Annotated in this window: 22 protein-coding genes; 19 read left to right on the top strand and 3 right to left on the bottom strand. The window is 61.5% G+C overall.

All coding sequences use genetic code 11. The features are described from left to right. A partial coding sequence (locus tag OJJ21_RS03855; protein WP_297683336.1) for an NAD-binding protein occupies nucleotides 1-486 on the top strand: 486 nt, incomplete at its 5' end. 7 nt (nucleotides 487-493) lie between these two features. Here the strand turns inward: OJJ21_RS03855 and OJJ21_RS03850 are convergent. The 3 genes from OJJ21_RS03850 to OJJ21_RS03840 all read right to left on the bottom strand — a co-directional run bounded on the left by OJJ21_RS03850 (nucleotide 494) and on the right by OJJ21_RS03840 (nucleotide 1,664). Then, nucleotides 494-976, bottom strand: coding sequence for a PRC-barrel domain-containing protein (locus OJJ21_RS03850; RefSeq protein ID WP_297683334.1), 483 nt, complete (start codon nucleotides 974-976; stop codon nucleotides 494-496). Then, nucleotides 976-1,167, bottom strand: coding sequence for a hypothetical protein (locus tag OJJ21_RS03845; protein ID WP_297683333.1), 192 nt, complete (start codon nucleotides 1,165-1,167; stop codon nucleotides 976-978). The genes OJJ21_RS03850 and OJJ21_RS03845 overlap by 1 nt, the downstream gene beginning before the upstream one ends. Nucleotides 1,168-1,265: 98 nt before the next feature. Then, a complete protein-coding gene (locus OJJ21_RS03840; RefSeq protein WP_297683331.1) occupies nucleotides 1,266-1,664 on the bottom strand; it encodes a RidA family protein in 399 nt (132 codons plus the stop codon). 176 nt (nucleotides 1,665-1,840) lie between these two features. On the opposite strand from OJJ21_RS03840, the gene OJJ21_RS03835 reads away from it, so the two are divergent. From OJJ21_RS03835 to OJJ21_RS03750, 18 genes are all read left to right on the top strand, one after another. Then, a complete protein-coding gene (locus tag OJJ21_RS03835; protein ID WP_297683329.1) occupies nucleotides 1,841-2,062 on the top strand; it encodes a hypothetical protein in 222 nt (73 codons plus the stop codon). Nucleotides 2,063-2,072: 10 nt separating this feature from the next. Next, nucleotides 2,073-2,987: a branched-chain amino acid ABC transporter permease LivH gene (locus OJJ21_RS03830; RefSeq protein WP_297683327.1), complete on the top strand. Its 915-nt coding sequence runs from the start codon at nucleotides 2,073-2,075 to the stop codon at nucleotides 2,985-2,987. Between the two features lies 1 nt (nucleotide 2,988). After that, on the top strand, nucleotides 2,989-4,293 hold the full coding sequence (gene livM / locus OJJ21_RS03825; protein WP_297683325.1) for a high-affinity branched-chain amino acid ABC transporter permease LivM: 1,305 nt from the start codon (nucleotides 2,989-2,991) through the stop codon (nucleotides 4,291-4,293). Further along, on the top strand, nucleotides 4,290-5,111 hold the full coding sequence (locus tag OJJ21_RS03820) for an ATP-binding cassette domain-containing protein (protein ID WP_297683323.1): 822 nt from the start codon (nucleotides 4,290-4,292) through the stop codon (nucleotides 5,109-5,111). Before livM ends, OJJ21_RS03820 begins: the two co-directional genes overlap by 4 nt. Next, nucleotides 5,111-5,821: an ABC transporter ATP-binding protein gene (locus tag OJJ21_RS03815; protein WP_297683321.1), complete on the top strand. Its 711-nt coding sequence runs from the start codon at nucleotides 5,111-5,113 to the stop codon at nucleotides 5,819-5,821. Before OJJ21_RS03820 ends, OJJ21_RS03815 begins: the two co-directional genes overlap by 1 nt. After that, nucleotides 5,821-6,174 (top strand): DUF6867 family protein, encoded by a 354-nt coding sequence (locus tag OJJ21_RS03810; RefSeq protein ID WP_297683319.1) that lies wholly within the window; start codon nucleotides 5,821-5,823, stop codon nucleotides 6,172-6,174. Before OJJ21_RS03815 ends, OJJ21_RS03810 begins: the two co-directional genes overlap by 1 nt. 67 nt (nucleotides 6,175-6,241) lie before the next feature. Next, entirely contained in the window at nucleotides 6,242-7,342 is a 1,101-nt protein-coding gene (locus OJJ21_RS03805; protein ID WP_297683317.1) for a branched-chain amino acid ABC transporter substrate-binding protein, read from the top strand. Between the two features lie 197 nt (nucleotides 7,343-7,539). After that, nucleotides 7,540-7,983, top strand: coding sequence for a ribose 5-phosphate isomerase B (gene rpiB / locus OJJ21_RS03800; RefSeq protein WP_297683315.1), 444 nt, complete (start codon nucleotides 7,540-7,542; stop codon nucleotides 7,981-7,983). 28 nt (nucleotides 7,984-8,011) lie between these two features. Continuing rightward, entirely contained in the window at nucleotides 8,012-9,319 is a 1,308-nt protein-coding gene (glyA, locus tag OJJ21_RS03795; protein WP_297683313.1) for a serine hydroxymethyltransferase, read from the top strand. Between the two features lie 32 nt (nucleotides 9,320-9,351). Continuing rightward, a complete protein-coding gene (nrdR, locus tag OJJ21_RS03790) occupies nucleotides 9,352-9,816 on the top strand; it encodes a transcriptional regulator NrdR (protein WP_297683311.1) in 465 nt (154 codons plus the stop codon). Beyond that, nucleotides 9,809-10,927: a bifunctional diaminohydroxyphosphoribosylaminopyrimidine deaminase/5-amino-6-(5-phosphoribosylamino)uracil reductase RibD gene (ribD, locus tag OJJ21_RS03785; protein ID WP_297683309.1), complete on the top strand. Its 1,119-nt coding sequence runs from the start codon at nucleotides 9,809-9,811 to the stop codon at nucleotides 10,925-10,927. The genes nrdR and ribD overlap by 8 nt, the downstream gene beginning before the upstream one ends. A gap of 9 nt (nucleotides 10,928-10,936) precedes the next feature. Next, a complete protein-coding gene (locus tag OJJ21_RS03780; protein ID WP_297683306.1) occupies nucleotides 10,937-11,533 on the top strand; it encodes a riboflavin synthase in 597 nt (198 codons plus the stop codon). Between the two features lie 5 nt (nucleotides 11,534-11,538). Further along, nucleotides 11,539-12,660: a 3,4-dihydroxy-2-butanone-4-phosphate synthase gene (ribB, locus tag OJJ21_RS03775; RefSeq protein ID WP_297683340.1), complete on the top strand. Its 1,122-nt coding sequence runs from the start codon at nucleotides 11,539-11,541 to the stop codon at nucleotides 12,658-12,660. 2 nt (nucleotides 12,661-12,662) lie between these two features. Continuing rightward, on the top strand, nucleotides 12,663-13,226 hold the full coding sequence (locus OJJ21_RS03770; protein ID WP_366092331.1) for a 6,7-dimethyl-8-ribityllumazine synthase: 564 nt from the start codon (nucleotides 12,663-12,665) through the stop codon (nucleotides 13,224-13,226). After that, nucleotides 13,223-13,717: a transcription antitermination factor NusB gene (gene nusB, locus OJJ21_RS03765; protein WP_297683304.1), complete on the top strand. Its 495-nt coding sequence runs from the start codon at nucleotides 13,223-13,225 to the stop codon at nucleotides 13,715-13,717. Before OJJ21_RS03770 ends, nusB begins: the two co-directional genes overlap by 4 nt. A 7-nt stretch (nucleotides 13,718-13,724) precedes the next feature. Continuing rightward, nucleotides 13,725-14,720, top strand: coding sequence for a thiamine-phosphate kinase (gene thiL, locus OJJ21_RS03760; RefSeq protein ID WP_297683302.1), 996 nt, complete (start codon nucleotides 13,725-13,727; stop codon nucleotides 14,718-14,720). A gap of 57 nt (nucleotides 14,721-14,777) precedes the next feature. After that, the gene (locus OJJ21_RS03755; protein ID WP_297683300.1) at nucleotides 14,778-15,251 is read left to right on the top strand and encodes a hypothetical protein; all 474 of its coding nucleotides are present in this window, start codon (nucleotides 14,778-14,780) and stop codon (nucleotides 15,249-15,251) included. A gap of 20 nt (nucleotides 15,252-15,271) precedes the next feature. Then, on the top strand, nucleotides 15,272-16,360 hold a 1,089-nt coding region (locus OJJ21_RS03750), incomplete at its 3' end, for an MFS transporter (protein WP_297683298.1).

The following is a 16,360-nucleotide window of genomic DNA, read 5'->3' as shown; positions in this document are numbered from 1 at the left end:
ATGGTCGGCGGCAGCGATACGGCTTTCGCCAGGGCGAAGCCGATTCTGGAAGCCATGGGCAAAAAAATCGTGCATGCCGGTGGCGCCGGGAACGGTCAGGCCGCCAAGGTCTGCAACAACATGGTGCTGGGCATCACCATGATCGGTATTTCCGAAGCTTTCGTGATGGCCGAAAAGCTCGGCCTGTCGGCGCAGGCGATGTTTGATATTGTCGGCAGTTCATCTGGTTCGTGCTGGGCGCTGCTGAACCATTGCCCGGTACCGGGCCCTGTACCGACCTCGGCGGCGAATCGCGATTACAAACCTGGCTTTGCGGCCGAGCTGATGCTGAAGGATCTGAAACTGTCGCAGGAGGCCGCGCGTGCGGCCAAGGTTCAGACGCCACTGGGCGCAGAGGCCACGGCGCTGTATGCCGAATATGTCGATAATGGCAACGGGCCGGTGGACTATTCCGGCATCATCAAGATGATCCGCGATCTGGGCTGAGTTTCGATCAGCCTGGCTGGCGTTTGGGAGGACTGAATTTCGCCTGGCTGCGCAATTCGTCCTTGTTCAATGGCGTGACGAAGCTGACCACGGCATCCTTGCGTTCGAAACGTACCTGTTTCCAGTCGATTTCGATGCGGTCCTCCGCCAGACCGAGCAGCTTGTCGATCCCGATCACCAGCGCGACGACCCGGCCGTCGCGGTCGAGAACGATATTTTCCACTGTTCCCAGCGTGTCGCCGGCCTCATTGCGTAATTTGGCGCCGACGGCTGCCACCTGATCGCTGCTGAGACGTGGCATATTTTGATCGACCGAAAAATCAGGGGTCTTGCTCTTTTCCCCCATTGGGATGCCTGGCTCGGCATTCGGTCCGGGAACAGCGGCGCGCGGTTGCCGTGGCGCGGGCTCCTCCTGTTTTGGGGCCTGGGCGAATCCAGTTGCCGAGCAGGTCAGCAGCAACAGGCCGGTGACAACGGGAAAGAGGCGCATCACCGCTGCTCGATCTTTGCGGAGGCGGCCATCACCTTTGGCATGGTGTAGGCAGGACTGGCCTGATGCAGGTCATTGCTCCACAGCGCGGCGGTTTCTGGCCTTGGCGCCGTCTCGAACCACGCGTTGAAGGCGACAAAAGGCAGGCTGGCAATGCAGGCCGCCCCGAGAATCAGCAGTAATTCACGCATGGTTTCCTCCCGGACGGAGCCTGCCGATGAGCGGCAATCGTAAACCAAACGTTAATCTGCTGGCCGGGTTCCGCCTGCCAGAGGGTATTTAGTGACGATCAGGCTGTGGTCGGGATAATCGCGGTGGCCTCGATTTCGACCTTGGCGCGGTCCTCAAGCAGCGCGGCGACCTGCACCAGTGTCATGGCTGGGAAGTGCTTGCCGAGGATTTCCCGATAAACCTTACCCAGATCGGCATTGCGTGCCATGTAATCGCGCTTGTCGACCACATACCAGGTCAGGCGCACGATATGCTCGGGCCGCGCGCCGGCTTCTGCCAGGACACGGACGATATTGCGCAGGGCCTGGCGAGTCTGGTCGACCAGGTCGTCGCTCTCGAAGAGCGCTTCGGAAGTCCAGCCGATCTGGCCCGCCACGAAAACCTGACGGCCTTCGGCGGCGATGCCATTGGCATAGCCTTTCGGCTTGGCCCATTCGGCGGGATTGAGAATCTGCATCGGGAACCTCAGGAATTTATTTTATATATAAAATACTATCCTTGAAAGAGCAAGCGCATCGGCAAAGCGGCAATTAAATTTCCCCGGTGGCGCCGGTCGCGCAGGATGACGTCTAGCTCTGTGCAAAACCTGATTAACTCTTGAGACTGTTTGCAAAGGAATGTTACAGACGATTCATGTCAGACGCGACAGGGAGCGATGACGGGGACTGGGAAGCGATCATCGAGTTTCGCCGCATTGGTACGGCGTTGCAGGTGATCGCTGTTGATCCGGAGACGGGCAGGGAAGTGTCCATGGTTGGCGATCCGCGCCTGTCCAGGGACGAACTTGGGCGGCTTGCAGCGCAGAAACTCCGCTATGTGCTGAACAAGCAGCGCAACGACCAGTCGGACCGCTAAACGGGGGCGAATGGAGTATTTTCTTCAGCAATTGATCAACGGCCTGACGCTGGGTGCTGTCTACGCGCTGATTGCCATCGGATATACGATGGTCTACGGCATCATCGGCATGATCAATTTCGCTCATGGCGAGATTTACATGATCGGCGCCTTTATCGCGGTGATCACGTTTTCTATTCTGGGTATCGTCGGCATTACCTGGATACCGCTGGCGCTGCTGATCGTGCTGATCGTTTCCATGCTGATTACCGGCCTTTATGGCTGGACGGTCGAACGGATTGCCTACCGGCCGCTGCGCGGATCATTTCGCCTTGCGCCGCTGATCTCTGCCATCGGCATGTCGATCTTCCTGCAGAACTACGTGCAGATCGCACAGGGCGCCAAGATCAAGCCACTGCAGCCGATGATCCGCGGCGGCGTCGAATTGATGAAAGGCGAGACCTTCTCCGTCACGCTCTCCTACCTCCAGATCATCATCATGATGATGACCCTGTTGCTGATGCTGGGCTTTTCTTACCTGATTTCGGCCACGCCGCTTGGCCGTGCCCAGCGCGCCTGCGAACAGGACCGCACGATGGCGGCTTTGCTTGGCGTCAATACCGACCGCACGATCTCGCTGACCTTCGTTCTGGGCGCGGTGCTGGCCGCCGTCGCCGGCGTGATGGTGTCGCTGTATTACGGCGTGGTGGATTTCTACATCGGCTTCCTGGCCGGGCTGAAAGCGTTTACCGCCGCGGTGCTGGGTGGCATCGGCAGCCTGCCTGGCGCCATGCTGGGCGGTTTGCTGATCGGCCTGATCGAGGCTTTCTGGTCAGCCTATTTCAGCATCGAGTACAAGGACGTCGCGGTGTTTGTCATCCTGGTCGTTGTGCTGATTTTCCGCCCGACCGGCCTGCTCGGCCGGCCGGAAGTCGAGAAGGTGTGAGATGGCGGTAGCGGAACGTCTGCGCGATGCGTTTCTGGCTGCCCTGGTGGCGGCGGTTCTGGCCCTGCCGCTGATCGGTTTCGAAACCATCGATACCGGCGGACCGCTCGGGATCAAGACCCGCTTCGATTACATCGCCTATTCGGCGATTGCAGTTTTCTTCGGCCGGCTCGGCATGCGTATCGCTTTCGACTGGCGTCGCAGATCTCGCGAGAAGAGTATGCAGGACGAGGCTGCCACGGCCGATCGCAAGGAACTGCTCAGCGACCTGGGTCGTAAGGCCGATAAATGGCTGATGCCGGCCCTGATCGCTTTTGCCGTGATCCTGCCGATGATGCCCTTTGCCAGCCGTACCGTGGTCGATCTGGCCACCGTGGTGCTGATCTATGTGATGCTCGGCTGGGGCCTGAATATCGTGGTCGGTCTTGCCGGCCTGCTTGATCTTGGCTATGTCGCCTTCTATGCCGTGGGGGCCTATACCTACGCGCTGCTGTCGATGCATTTCGGTTTCGGCTTCTGGTCGAGCTTGCCGCTGGCCGGACTGCTCGCCGCGACCTTCGGCGTCATCCTCGGTTTCCCTGTCTTGCGGCTGCGTGGTGATTATCTTGCCATCGTCACGCTTGGTTTCGGTGAGATCATTCGCGTCATCCTGCTGAACTGGCAGTCGGTCACTGGTGGTCCGGCCGGCATTTCCGGTATCCAGCGGCCGTCATTCTTCGGCTTTCCCTTCAGCGCCGATCCTCCAGAGGGTACAACAGCATTCCACCAGCTGTTCGACCTGGAATTCGCCTCGATCCACCGCATCATTTTCCTTTACTACGTGATTTTGGCGCTGGCGCTGGTCACCAACATCTTCACCATGCGCATTCGCAAACTGCCGGTCGGCCGTGCCTGGGAAGCATTGCGCGAGGATGAGATCGCCTGTACGGCGCTCGGCATCAATCCGACCAACACCAAGCTCACCGCCTTTGCCATTGGTGCGATGTTCGGCGGTTTCGCCGGCAGTTTCTTCGCCACGCGCCAGGGCTTCATCAGTCCGGAAAGCTTCAGTTTCATTGAATCTGCCGTCATTCTGGCCATTGTCGTGCTCGGCGGTATGGGCAGCCAGGCCGGTATTGTGCTGGCGGCTGCTTTCCTGACACTGTTGCCGGAGGTGGCGCGCGAGTTCGCGTTGTTCCGCATGCTGGCCTTCGGTGCCGCCATGGTGCTGATCATGGTCTGGCGCCCACAGGGCCTGCTGGCCCATCGTGAACCGACCATGCGGCTGCATCCGGCCGGAGCGAAAGCCGGGAAAGGCGCACCATGAGCGGGCTGCTGCTCCGGGTCGAACACCTGACCATGCGTTTCGGCGGCCTGATCGCCGTTAATGACGTATCTTTCGAGGCAATGCCGGGCAAGATCACGGCCGTCATTGGCCCAAATGGGGCCGGCAAAACCACGGTGTTCAACTGCATTGCCGGTTTCTATAAGCCGACGGTGGGCCGCCTGACTCTCAACAACGACGGCAAGCTGTTCCTGCTCGAGCGTATGTCGGGCAACGAAATTGCCGGCAAGGCGCGGGTGGCACGCACCTTCCAGAATATTCGGCTGTTCCCGAAGATGACGGTGCTGGAAAACCTGATCGTCGCCCAGCATAACAAGCTGATGCGGGCGTCGGGCTACACGCTCCTTGGATTGTTCGGCTGGCCGGGCTATCGCAAGGCCGAAGCCGAGGCGGTGGATCGGGCGCGCTACTGGCTGGATCGCACCAAACTGCTGGATGCGGCCGACGAGACCGCCGGCAGCTTGCCCTATGGCGGCCAGCGCCGCCTGGAAATCGCGCGCGCTATGTGCACTGAGCCGGTGCTGCTGTGCCTGGACGAACCCGCCGCTGGCCTCAATCCGCGCGAATCTGCCGATCTCAACAGCCTGTTGCGCTTCATCCGCGACGAGCACAAATGCGGCGTGCTGCTGATCGAGCATGACATGAGCGTAGTGATGGAAATCTCCGATCACATTGTGGTGCTGGATTACGGCAGGAAGATTGCCGATGGCCCGCCAGACGCCGTGCGGAACGATCCGAAGGTGATCGCGGCTTACCTCGGTGAACCGGAAGATGTTGTCGCAGCAAAGGGTGTCGCCTGATGCTCTCGGTCGCCGGTCTGCATACCTATTACGGTGCCGTGCATGCACTCAAGGGCGTCGATGTCGAGGTGAAGAAAGGCGAGATCGTTGCCCTGATCGGTGCGAATGGCGCTGGTAAGTCTACGCTGCTGATGAGTATCTGCGGTCATCCGAAGCCGCGCCACGGGCAGGTGAAACTGGCTGGCGAAGATATTACCGGCATCGCAACTCATCTTCTGGTGCGCCGGGGGTTGGCTCATGCGCCGGAAGGACGTCGCATTTTTCCGCGCATGACAGTGCTGGAAAACCTGCGTATGGGCGCGGTCGCCTGCGACCCGGCGCATTTCGATGCCGATCTCGAACGCGTCTATGGCCTGTTTCCGCGCCTCAAAGAGCGCAGCGAGCAACGTGGCGGCACGTTGTCGGGCGGCGAGCAGCAGATGCTGGCCATTGCCCGCGCGCTGATGAGTCGGCCAAAGCTGTTGCTGCTGGACGAACCGTCGCTCGGTCTCGCACCCCTGGTGGTGAAGCAGATTTTCTCGATCATCGAGGAGATCAACCGCACCGATGGCGTCACCGTTCTGCTGGTCGAGCAGAATGCCTACCACGCGCTCAAGCTCGCCCATCGCGGCTATGTGCTGGTGAATGGCCGCATCACCATGAGCGGCAGCGGCAGCGAACTGCTCGCCAACGAGCAGATCCGGGCTGCCTATCTGGAAGGAGGCCACTGATGCTGCAGGCCATCCTGGGCGAAAGCCTCTGGGTTTTCCTCGGCCTCACCGTGGTTCTGGTCGGCGGCTGCGCCTTTTTGATGGGGCAGGCAATTGCCGGCACTTGGCGCTCCTACTGGCAGATTTTGCCCTATAGCCTGATCCTGGCGGCCGCGAACCGGTTCCTGGCGTTTTCGCTGTTCCAGGAGGAGTTGCTGGCCGTCATACCCTATCTGATCTCGGTGGTTGTGGTCTGGGCGCTGGCCAGTTTCGGCTTCCGGCTGACCAAGGTGGACCAGATGGTGCACCAGTATCCATGGCTCTACGAACGGTCCAGCCTGCTCGGCTGGCGGGAAAAACAAGGAACACCTTAGGTTGTTGCCGAGCCCGGCCCGACTGCACTAGACTTTTACCAATGCCTCAAAACAGGGAGAGGAAGTCATGCGTAAACTTACGACTGGTTTGGCGGTTGTCGCGTCGCTCGGGTTGTTTGCCGGGGCCGCTTCGGCTCAGGTGAAGATCGCCCTCAACGGTCCGATCACCGGCCAGCTTGCCAGCTTCGGCGAGCAGATGAAGCGCGGCGCCGAAATGGCTGTGGCCGACATCAACGCAGCCGGCGGCGTCAACGGCCAGAAGATCCAGCTGATCATCGGCGACGACCAGTGCGACCCGAAACAGGCGGTGGCGGTTGCCAACCGCGCTGTGCAGGAGAAGGTCGCCGTTGTGATCGGTCACTTCTGCTCGGGTTCGTCGATCCCGGCCTCGGATGTCTACAAGGAAGAAAACATCCTGCAGATCACCCCGGCCTCGACCAATCCGAAGTACACGGATCGCGGCTACAAGAACGTATTTCGCGTCTGCGGTCGCGATGACCAACAGGGCATCGTTGCCGGTGACTACATCCTGGACAAGTTCAAAGGCAAGAAGGTCGCGATCCTGCATGACAAGACCCCGTATGGTCAGGGCCTGGCCGAAGAAACCAGGAAGCGCCTGAATTCCAAGGGCGTGAAGGAAACCATGTTCGAAGCCGTCACCGCCGGCGAAAAGGATTACTCGGCGCTGGTTTCGAAGATGAAGCAGGCCGGTATCGAGCTGATTTATCTCGGTGGTTATCACCCTGAAGGCGGCCTGATCGTGCGTCAGGCGAAGGAACAGGGCCTGAATGCCCCGCTGATGGGCGGCGATGCTCTGGTCGACAAGCAGTTCTGGGCGATTTCCGGCCCGGCTGGCGAAGGCTCGCTGATGACCTTTGACGCCGATCCGCGCAAGAACCCGGTTGCCAAACCGCTGGTCGACAAGTTTAAAGCCCAGGGCTACGACCCGGAAGGCTACACGCTGTACACCTATGCCGCCGTCCAGGCCTGGGTGCAGGCGGCGACCACGGCGAAGTCGGTCAAGACCGCCGATGTCGAGAAGGCGCTGCGCGCGGGCAAGTTCAAGACCGTGCTGAACGAGATATCGTTCGATGCCAAGGGCGATACCACCTCGCCAGCTTACAAGGTCTATGTCTGGAAGAACGGCACCTACGACTACGTGAACTAAGCCTCGCTTGATCGGGGTTGGTGAGGGGGCCCGGCGATAAACGCCGGGCCTTCTTTTTCGAGCCATAAATTCTTGATTTGTTCCAGCTCTTTCCGGACGGTATTTCTCGGCCGGAAAGCATTTCCCTTGTTGGTAGGGTTGGCACCTGCCACCGGATATTGTAGGGTCCGGCCGTCTTTCCCCGAGGTGCTCTGCCGATGTCCAAGCCCACGGTTGCTCTCGCTGCCGATCATGCTGGTTTTGAGTTGAAAAACCTGCTGCGCGATGAGCTTAAGGCCCAGGGCTACGATGTCCTCGACCTCGGTACCAATTCCTCCGACAGTGTCGATTACCCTGATTTCGGTCGCAAACTGGCCGAAACCGTGGCAGCCGGAAAGGCCGCCTGTGGCGTTGCCGTCTGTGGGACCGGTATCGGCATCTCGATCGCCGCCAACCGTATTCCCGGTTGCCGGGCCGCCCTGGTGCACGACATCACCAGTGCCCGCCTGTGCCGTGAGCATAACGATGCCAATGTACTGGCCCTGGGAGCCCGCCTGATCGGCGTCGAGACCGCGCGGGACTGCCTGAAGGCTTTCCTCGACACCCCCTTTGCCGGCGGCCGTCATACCGGCCGTGTCGCCAAGCTTGGCCAGCCGGCCTGACCGCATTCAGACGCCCAGGAGTTTTCCGATGCCCAGCACCGCCGCCAAGCCCACCGTCACCCATGCCGGTTTTTTCGAGCGCTCGCTCAAGCAGGCCGATCCGGAAATCTTTGACTCCATCGTCAAAGAACTCGACCGCCAGCAGCATCAGATCGAGCTGATCGCCTCTGAGAACATCGTCAGCCGCGCCGTGCTGGAGGCGCAGGGCTCGGTGATGACCAACAAGTATGCCGAGGGCTATCCAGGCAAGCGCTATTACAACGGCTGCGAATTCGTCGATGTCGCCGAGACTTTGGCGATTGAGCGTGCCAAGAAGATTTTCGACTGCGGCTTTGCCAATGTGCAGCCGCATTCCGGCGCGCAGGCCAACCAGGCTGTGTTCATGGCCGTGCTGAAGCCGGGCGACACCTTCATGGGGCTCGACCTTGCCGCGGGAGGCCATCTCACGCATGGATCGCCGGCCAACCAGTCGGGCAAGTGGTTCAACGTGGTGCCTTATACCGTGCGTCAGGATGACCAGCGCATCGACATGGACATGGTGGCCAAGCTGGCCGAGCAGCATAAGCCGAAGCTGATCATCGCCGGCGGCTCGGCCTATCCGCGCTTCTGGGACTTCGCCAGGTTCCGTGAAATTGCCGACAGCATCGGCGCACTCTTCATGGTCGACATGGCGCATTTCGCCGGACTGGTTGCCGGCGGCGTGCATCCGAGCCCGTTTCCGCATGCCCATATCGCCACCACGACCACGCACAAGACGCTGCGCGGCCCGCGCGGCGGCATGGTGCTGACCAACGACGAGGCGCTGGCCAAGAAGATCAACTCGGCCGTCTTCCCGGGTCTGCAGGGCGGCCCGCTGATGCATGTGATCGCCGGTAAGGCGGTGGCCTTCGGCGAGGCCCTGACGCCGGAATTTCGCTCCTATGCCCAGGCCGTGGTCGACAATGCCAAGGCGATGGCGGCGGCGCTGCAGGAACGCGGCTACGATCTGGTCTCCGGCGGCACCGACAATCACCTGATGCTGGTCGACCTGCGCTCCAAGGGCCTGAAGGGCAATGTCTGCGTCGAAAGCCTGGAACGGGCCCGCATCACCACCAACAAGAATGGCGTGCCGTTCGACACTGAAAAGCCGACCGTCACGTCTGGCGTTCGCCTGGGCAGCCCGGCCGGCACCACACGCGGTTTCGGCGTGGCCGAATTCCGCCAGATCGGCAATCTGATCGCCGACGTGCTGGATGGCATCGCCAAGCAGACCAATGACAATTCCGATGTGGAACGGGCCGTGGCGGAGAAGGTGGTGGCGCTCTGCAACCGCTTCCCGATCTATCCGCAGCTCTGAATTTAAAATCATAAGGCGGGGGAAAGCCGACCATGCGTTGTCCGTTCTGCGGCAATGACGATACCCAGGTGAAGGATTCGCGGCCGACCGAGGATAACTCGGCGATCCGCCGTCGGCGCTTCTGCCCCAATTGCGGTGCGCGTTTCACCACATTCGAGCGCATCCAGCTGCGCGAGCTGACCGTGATCAAGAAGAACGGGCTGAAGGCACCGTTCGATCGCGACAAGCTGGCCCGTTCGATTATGATCGCCACGCGCAAGCGGCCGATTGATCCGGAACGCATCGAGCGGCTGATCAACGGCATCGTGCGTCGGCTCGAAAGCTCAGGCGAGAGCGAGATCAAGTCGGATTCCATCGGCGAATTGGTGATGGACGGCCTGGCTGCACTCGACAAGGTGGCTTATGTGCGCTTCGCCTCGGTCTATCGCAATTTCCGCGAGGCCAAGGATTTCGAAGAGTTCATCGGTTCGCTGAGCGGCGCTGGCGAAGATGACTGACAAGGCCGCTGCCGCCCGCGACGAGCGCTACATGCGCATCGCGCTCGGGCTGGCGGCGCGCGGACTGGGCAACACCTGGCCCAATCCGGCGGTTGGCTGCGTAATCGTCAAAGCTGACCGCATTGTCGGTCGCGGCTGGACCGCGGTGGGTGGTCGCCCGCATGCCGAGACCATGGCGCTGCAGCAGGCGGGCGATGCCGCCCGCGGCGCCACGGCCTATGTCACGCTTGAACCCTGCAGCCACCATGGCCGTACCCCGCCCTGTGCCGAGGCATTGGTGGTTGCCGGAATCGCGCGCTGCGTTATAGCGCTGGAAGATCCCGACACCCGTGTTTCCGGCAAGGGAGCGGCGCTGCTGCGCGAAGCGGGCATCCAGGTCGCGGAAGGCTGTCTCGCGAATGCCGCTGCCGAAGTGAATAACGGTTTCCTGCTCAGCCGCGAACGCAATCGCCCTGCCGTGACGCTGAAACTGGCCGTCAGTCTTGACGGTCGTATCGGCACGCATACCGGCGACAGCAAATGGATCACCAGCCCGGTAGCGCGCATGCGCACCCATCTGCTGCGTGCCCAGCATGACGCGGTGATGGTGGGCAGCAATACTGCATTGCAGGATGATCCTGATCTGACCTGCCGTCTGCCGGGCCTGCCCAAGCGTCCCGCTGTGCGAATCATTCTCGATGGTCGCCTGCGCCTCAGCCTCACCTCGAGGGTCGTCGCAACGGCAAAAGAGACACCGACCTGGCTGATCACCCGCGATGATGCAGAAACGTCCCGCCGGCAGGCTTTTGAGGAATGCGGCGTGGAGGTTATTGCCGTCGAGGCGGACGAGGCCGGGTTCCCCGATCTGCCGCAGGCCTTTGCCCAGCTTGCCGAGCGCGGCCTGACCCGGATTCTGGTCGAGGGTGGTGGTAAGCTTGCCGCCAGTCTGATCCGGGCCGATCTGGTCGACCGGATGATCTGGTTTCGAGCCCCGAGCGTCATCGGTGGCGACGGATTGCCCGGAATTGCCGCTTTTGGCATTGATACCGTAGCGGAAGCGCCGCGTTGGCAGCGGGTCCGGGCCGATATTCTCGGTGACGACCTGCTGGAAACCTTCATCCGCCCCCTCTAAAACTAGGCTATGTTCACAGGGATCATCACCGATATCGGCTCTGTCGTTGCCCGCGAAACGCGCGGCGACACCCATTTCCGTATCCGCACCCGCTACGAGACGGCCAGCATCGACATCGGTGCTTCGATTGCCTGCGCGGGCGTCTGTCTGACGGTCGTGCAGAAAGGTGCTGACTGGTTTGCCGTCGATGTCTCGGCCGAGACGCTGTCACGCAGCACGCTGGGCAACTGGAAAGAGGGCACGACGATCAATCTTGAGCGCAGCCTTAAGGTCGGTGACGAACTGGGCGGCCATATCGTCTCCGGTCATGTCGACGGCGTGGGCGAAGTTGTATCGACAAAAGCCGAGGGTGAGTCGCTGCGGATCGATTTCCGCGCGCCCGCGGGTCTGGCCGGTTTCATTGCCGAGAAAGGCTCGATCACGGTCGATGGCGCATCGCTGACGGTGAACGGCATCGATGGCGTCGTCTTCGGCGTCAACCTGATCCCACATACCCAGCAGGTCACGACGCTCGGCAAGCTGAAGGCCGAGGATCGCGTCAATCTGGAAATCGACGTGCTGGCGCGCTACGTGGCACGCCTGCAGCAGTGGAGCAAGCCGTCGTGAACAGCATGGATGATATCAAGCGTTACATTGCCTCGGCCGAGGAGATCATCGAGGAGGCCCGCCAGGGCCGCATGGTGATCCTGGTCGATGAGGAAGATCGCGAAAATGAAGGCGATCTGTATATCCCGGCCGAAATGGCCGATGCGGCTGCGATCAACTTCATGGCCAAATACGGCCGCGGCCTGATCTGCCTGACGCTGACGCGCCAGCGTATCGAGCAGCTTGGCCTGCCGCTGATGGCGCAGCATAACGCCTCGCGCCACCAGACTGCCTTCACTGTGTCCATCGAAGCCCGCGAGGGGGTCACCACGGGCATCTCGGCCGCCGACCGTGCCCAGACCGTGGCCGTCGCCATTGATCCGGCCAAGGGTCCGCAGGACATCGCCGTGCCCGGCCACATTTTTCCGCTGATGGCGCGCGATGGCGGCACGCTTGTACGTGCCGGCCATACCGAAGCCGGTGTCGATATCGCGCGCCTCGCCGGGCTCAATCCGTCCGGGGTGATCTGCGAGATCATGAATGACGACGGTACCATGGCCAGATTGCCCGATCTGGTATCGTTCGCGCAGATGCACAACCTGAAGATCGGCACCATCGCCGATCTGATTGCCTACCGTCGCCGCCACGACAATCTGATCCAGAAAGTTGTCGAGGGTGAGATCGACAGCGTTTGGGGCGGCAAGTTCCGCATGGTGGTTTATCGTAACCGTGTTGAATATGCGGAGCATATCGCGCTGGTGAAGGGCGATGTGGCCGACGGCAAGCCGGTCATGGTGCGCATGCACGCCATGAATGTACTCGAGGATGTGCTGGGCGATCACGGCGCGCGCTCCGGCGTGCTGCATGGCGCGATGCAGCTGATCGGCGAAGCCGGGCGCGGGATTGTGGTGCTGATCCGTGAGCCCCGGGCGACCGCCCTGTCCGACAACGTTCGCCAGAAGATGGGCGAAGCGGTTGAAAAATCAGCGCATCTCCGGGATTATGGTATCGGGGCGCAGATCCTGATCGATCTGGGGGTGAAGGACATGGTGGTCCTGTCGAATGTCGAACGCACCATCGTCGGCTTGGAGGGCTACGGCCTCTCGGTCGTCGAAACCCGACCTATCAAGGTTCGCAGGGAGAACTGAAAATGGTGGCGCGCAGGGGGAAGCCGGCCGGTAAAAAGGCGGCGGCCAAGAACAAGAAGAAGGCAGGCAAGACGCAGCGGTTCTCCAGTCATGAGACCCAGATGTCGGGCGATCTGGCCATTGAGATCCGCAAGCCGCGGGTACTGATCGTCGAGGCTCGTTTCTACGAGGATATTGCCGATGCGCTGTTCGAAGGCGCCAAGGCGATTATTGAGGCTTCCGATTTCGACTATGACCGGATCGATGTGCCTGGTGCGCTCGAACTGCCGGCCGCGATCCGTTTCGCCATGAACCGCAAGGGCGAGAAAGCCTATGACGGTTATGTCGCGCTCGGCTGTGTGATCCGCGGCGAGACGGCGCATTTCGATGTGGTGGTCAATGAAAGCGCCCGCGGCCTGCAGCAACTCTCGATCGAGCATCAGCTCTGCATCGGTAACGGCATCATCACCGTCGAGAATGAGGCCCAGGCCTGGGATCGTGCCCGCAAGGACCGCCAGGACAAAGGCGGACAGGCGGCCCTGGCCGCGGTTGCCATGATTGGTTTGAAACAGCTGTTTTCGATATGAGCGAGGGAGGGCAGCGCCGGGGAACACGCAACGATCGACCAGCCGGACGCCGGTCGGTCGCGCGGTTGTTCGCGGTGCAGGCTCTCTATGAGATCGAATTCGGCGGCGCCAATCCGGAAGCCGTCATCGCCGACTTCCGTACCCATCGCCAGTCCGAGGAAATCGAAGGCGTGCAGATGCGCGAGGCCGATGCGGACTGGTTCGCCGAAGTGGTCCGTGGTGTCGCCCGGCAGCAGGCCGAGGTCGATCGCGTCATCAAGGATGCCATGCCGCGTGTGGATGCGCTTGATCGCATGGAAGCGATCCTGCGTTATGCGTTGCGTTGTGCCGCCTATGAGATCATCGCCCGCATAGATGTGCCGGCGACCACGGTGATTGACGAGTATCTCGGCATCATTCGTGCCTTTTTCGGTCCACGCGAAATCAAGCTGGCCAATGGCGTGATCGACGCGGTGGCGCGCAAGCTGCGCCCCGGCGAATTCTCAGCCTGAGGCCACCATGCCCGGGCAAGTGGGCCTTGGCGAATTCGATTTGATCGCGCGCTACCTTGCGCCGCTCTCCGCATCCGCGCCGGGTGCTTTCAATCTTAGTGATGACGCCGCCATCGTGCCGGTTCCGGCGGGTGAGGATCTGGTCGTCACCACCGATGCGATGATCGAAGGTGTGCATTTCCTGGCCAAGGACGGGCCGGAGCGCATTGCTCGCAAATTGCTGCGGGTCAATCTGTCCGATCTTGCCGCCAAGGGCGCCAGGCCGATCGGATACCAGCTGATCCTTGGGTTGCCGGCCGAACCAGACGAAGCTTGGCTGGCGAAGTTTTGCGATGGATTGCGGCGCGATCAGGAGGCGTTCGACTTTCCGCTCTATGGCGGCGACACAGTGCGCACGCCGGCCGGCATCACGCTCGGGGTGACAGCTTTCGGCAGCATGCCGTCCGGCAGCATGCTGCGCCGTTCAACCGCGCAGGTTGGTGACGATCTGTATGTGACCGGCAGTATCGGCGACGCGGCCCTGGGGCTTGAGACCAAGCTGAATCATCGGCTGTTTTCTTCGGCGGCTATGCTGTTTTTCGATGCCAGGCTGCATCTGCCCACACCGCGTCTGGCTTTCGGCCAGCGCCTGCGCGGCCTGGCCCATGCCGCCATGGATGTCTCGGATGGGCTGGTGCAGGACGCGGGGCACATGGCCAAGGCCTCGGGCCTGCGAGCGGTTATTACCGCCGATGCCGTGCCATTGTCGCTGGCCACGCGACAGGCCGTGCAGGATGATCCCGATCTGCTATCCGTCGTGCTGAGCGGCGGCGACGATTATGAATTGCTGTTTTCTGCGGCGCCGGATCAGGCGGCGGCTGTGGTTGCGCTGTCGCGCTCCGTTGGCCTGGCCGCGACGCGGATCGGTATGCTGACAGCCGGGCAGGGGGTGGTTGTGCAGGACCATACCGGCATGCCGCTCACGCTGGATCACGGCGGGTTTCAGCATTTCGGCGGATCGTAACGCCGGAAATGGATTAAACTATTCCAACAGGCGACCTGAGTCGCTGGAGATACCTGATTGCGCAAGCTTGGTCTGATCATTCTGGCTTTGGTGGTTCTGGCATCGCTCGCTGGCGGCGGGGCGGCCGTGTATCTGTTTATATTCGCGCCAAAGAACCAGCAGGATGAGGCAGCCGTCGATCCGAATGATCCGCCGCCGGAAGCGCCGGTGAAGCGTCCGGCCTTTATCCCGCTTGAGCCATTCAGCGTCTATGTAGTGCCGGAGGGGCAGAAGCCGCGCGAAGTGATGCTGATTCTGCATCTTGAAGTGCCACCGGACAACGTGCCGGCCGTGAACGACAAGATGCATTTGCTGCGTGACCGCTATATCCGGGAGTTGCTCAAGGGACCCCCGCTTGATGTTCCGGCGCGTTTTACCGGCAAGGACCTTTACGCGTTGCGCGATCGATTGCGCGAACCGACCGATGAAGTTCTTGGAAAAGGCGTAGTGACGCAGGTTCTGCTTCTGAATATTATTGCCCAGTTGAAATAAGTAGAATCGGTCCGTCTCCCATGACAACGCAGTCGCCGGCCGCCGCAAGGCGGAACGTGTTCATTCTTGCCATCTGCATGGCGCTGGCGAATTCGGCAACGACCCTGCAGGTGACGCTCGGCGGGCTGGTCGGCTTCCTGCTGGTTGAGGACAAGGCCCTGGCGACCCTGCCGGTCACCTTCGTGGTCGGTGGCACGGCGCTGGCCACTATTCCGGCCTCCCTGCTGATGCGCCGGATCGGCCGCCAGCTCGGCTTCATGGCCGGCTGCTTGATCGGTACCAGCGGCTCGCTGATTGCGGCCCTGGGCGTCTACCTGGCGCATTTCTGGCTGTTCTGCCTTGGCGCTTTCATCTTCGGGGCCTCGGTCGCCTTCACCCAGCTTTACCGGTTCGCGGCCGCCGATATTGCCCCGCAGGAGATGAAAAGCCGGGCCATATCCTGGGTCATGGTCGGCGGGCTGGTATCGGCTTTCCTGGGCCCGGAGATCGCCAAGCATACGCGCGAACTGCTCTCGCCCTATCTGTTTCTGGCGTCCTACCTGGCAGCGGCGGCCCTGCCCATCCTGGTCCTCGGTATTCTGCCCGCCGTGCGGCTGCCGAAGCCGACGGTCGCCGAACTGCGCGAGCCGGGCCGTCCACTGGCTGAGATCGTGCGCCAGCCGGCCTTCGTGGTGGCCGCGATGGCGGGCATGTTCGGCTATGGCGTGATGAACCTGCTGATGACGGCGACGCCGCTGGCCATGCAGATATGCGAACATCCTTTCGCCGACGCAGCCACTGTGATCCAGTGGCATGTCTTCGGCATGTTCTTTCCCAGCTTTTTCACCGGCAGCCTGATTGCGCGATTCGGCGCCCTGCGAATTATCGTGGTGGGGGCAGTACTCAACCTGGCCTGCATTGCCGTCGCTCTGGCCGGCGTAACGGTACTGAATTTCCAGGCCGCACTGCTGATCCTCGGGGTCGGCTGGAACTTCATGTATATCGGCGGCACCGCCCTGCTGACCGAGGTCTACCGGCCGGCCGAGCGCAACAAGACGCAGGCCCTGAACGATTTTCTGGTTTTCGGCACGGTCGCCCTCGCTTCGCTACGGTCGGGGCAGCGGCGGTAT

The sequence above is a fragment of the Ferrovibrio sp. genome (genome assembly GCF_025869515.1).
Taxonomy (GTDB): domain Bacteria; phylum Pseudomonadota; class Alphaproteobacteria; order Ferrovibrionales; family Ferrovibrionaceae; genus Ferrovibrio.
This window is presented reverse-complemented; position numbering and strand designations above follow the sequence as displayed.

Excerpts from the sequence above, each read along its gene's own strand:
- OJJ21_RS03850 (WP_297683334.1), bottom strand. The coding sequence starts at position 976 with ATGCGCCTCTTTCCCGTTGTCACCGGCCTGTTGCTGCTGACCTGCTCG.
- OJJ21_RS03845 (WP_297683333.1), bottom strand. The coding sequence starts at position 1,167 with ATGCGTGAATTACTGCTGATTCTCGGGGCGGCCTGCATTGCCAGCCTG.
- OJJ21_RS03840 (WP_297683331.1), bottom strand. The coding sequence starts at position 1,664 with ATGCAGATTCTCAATCCCGCCGAATGGGCCAAGCCGAAAGGCTATGCC.
- OJJ21_RS03835 (WP_297683329.1), top strand. The coding sequence starts at position 1,841 with ATGTCAGACGCGACAGGGAGCGATGACGGGGACTGGGAAGCGATCATC.
- OJJ21_RS03830 (WP_297683327.1), top strand. The coding sequence starts at position 2,073 with ATGGAGTATTTTCTTCAGCAATTGATCAACGGCCTGACGCTGGGTGCT.
- livM (WP_297683325.1), top strand. The coding sequence starts at position 2,989 with ATGGCGGTAGCGGAACGTCTGCGCGATGCGTTTCTGGCTGCCCTGGTG.
- OJJ21_RS03820 (WP_297683323.1), top strand. The coding sequence starts at position 4,290 with ATGAGCGGGCTGCTGCTCCGGGTCGAACACCTGACCATGCGTTTCGGC.
- OJJ21_RS03815 (WP_297683321.1), top strand. The coding sequence starts at position 5,111 with ATGCTCTCGGTCGCCGGTCTGCATACCTATTACGGTGCCGTGCATGCA.
- OJJ21_RS03810 (WP_297683319.1), top strand. The coding sequence starts at position 5,821 with ATGCTGCAGGCCATCCTGGGCGAAAGCCTCTGGGTTTTCCTCGGCCTC.
- OJJ21_RS03805 (WP_297683317.1), top strand. The coding sequence starts at position 6,242 with ATGCGTAAACTTACGACTGGTTTGGCGGTTGTCGCGTCGCTCGGGTTG.
- rpiB (WP_297683315.1), top strand. The coding sequence starts at position 7,540 with ATGTCCAAGCCCACGGTTGCTCTCGCTGCCGATCATGCTGGTTTTGAG.
- glyA (WP_297683313.1), top strand. The coding sequence starts at position 8,012 with ATGCCCAGCACCGCCGCCAAGCCCACCGTCACCCATGCCGGTTTTTTC.
- nrdR (WP_297683311.1), top strand. The coding sequence starts at position 9,352 with ATGCGTTGTCCGTTCTGCGGCAATGACGATACCCAGGTGAAGGATTCG.
- ribD (WP_297683309.1), top strand. The coding sequence starts at position 9,809 with ATGACTGACAAGGCCGCTGCCGCCCGCGACGAGCGCTACATGCGCATC.
- OJJ21_RS03780 (WP_297683306.1), top strand. The coding sequence starts at position 10,937 with ATGTTCACAGGGATCATCACCGATATCGGCTCTGTCGTTGCCCGCGAA.
- ribB (WP_297683340.1), top strand. The coding sequence starts at position 11,539 with ATGGATGATATCAAGCGTTACATTGCCTCGGCCGAGGAGATCATCGAG.
- OJJ21_RS03770 (WP_366092331.1), top strand. The coding sequence starts at position 12,663 with ATGGTGGCGCGCAGGGGGAAGCCGGCCGGTAAAAAGGCGGCGGCCAAG.
- nusB (WP_297683304.1), top strand. The coding sequence starts at position 13,223 with ATGAGCGAGGGAGGGCAGCGCCGGGGAACACGCAACGATCGACCAGCC.
- thiL (WP_297683302.1), top strand. The coding sequence starts at position 13,725 with ATGCCCGGGCAAGTGGGCCTTGGCGAATTCGATTTGATCGCGCGCTAC.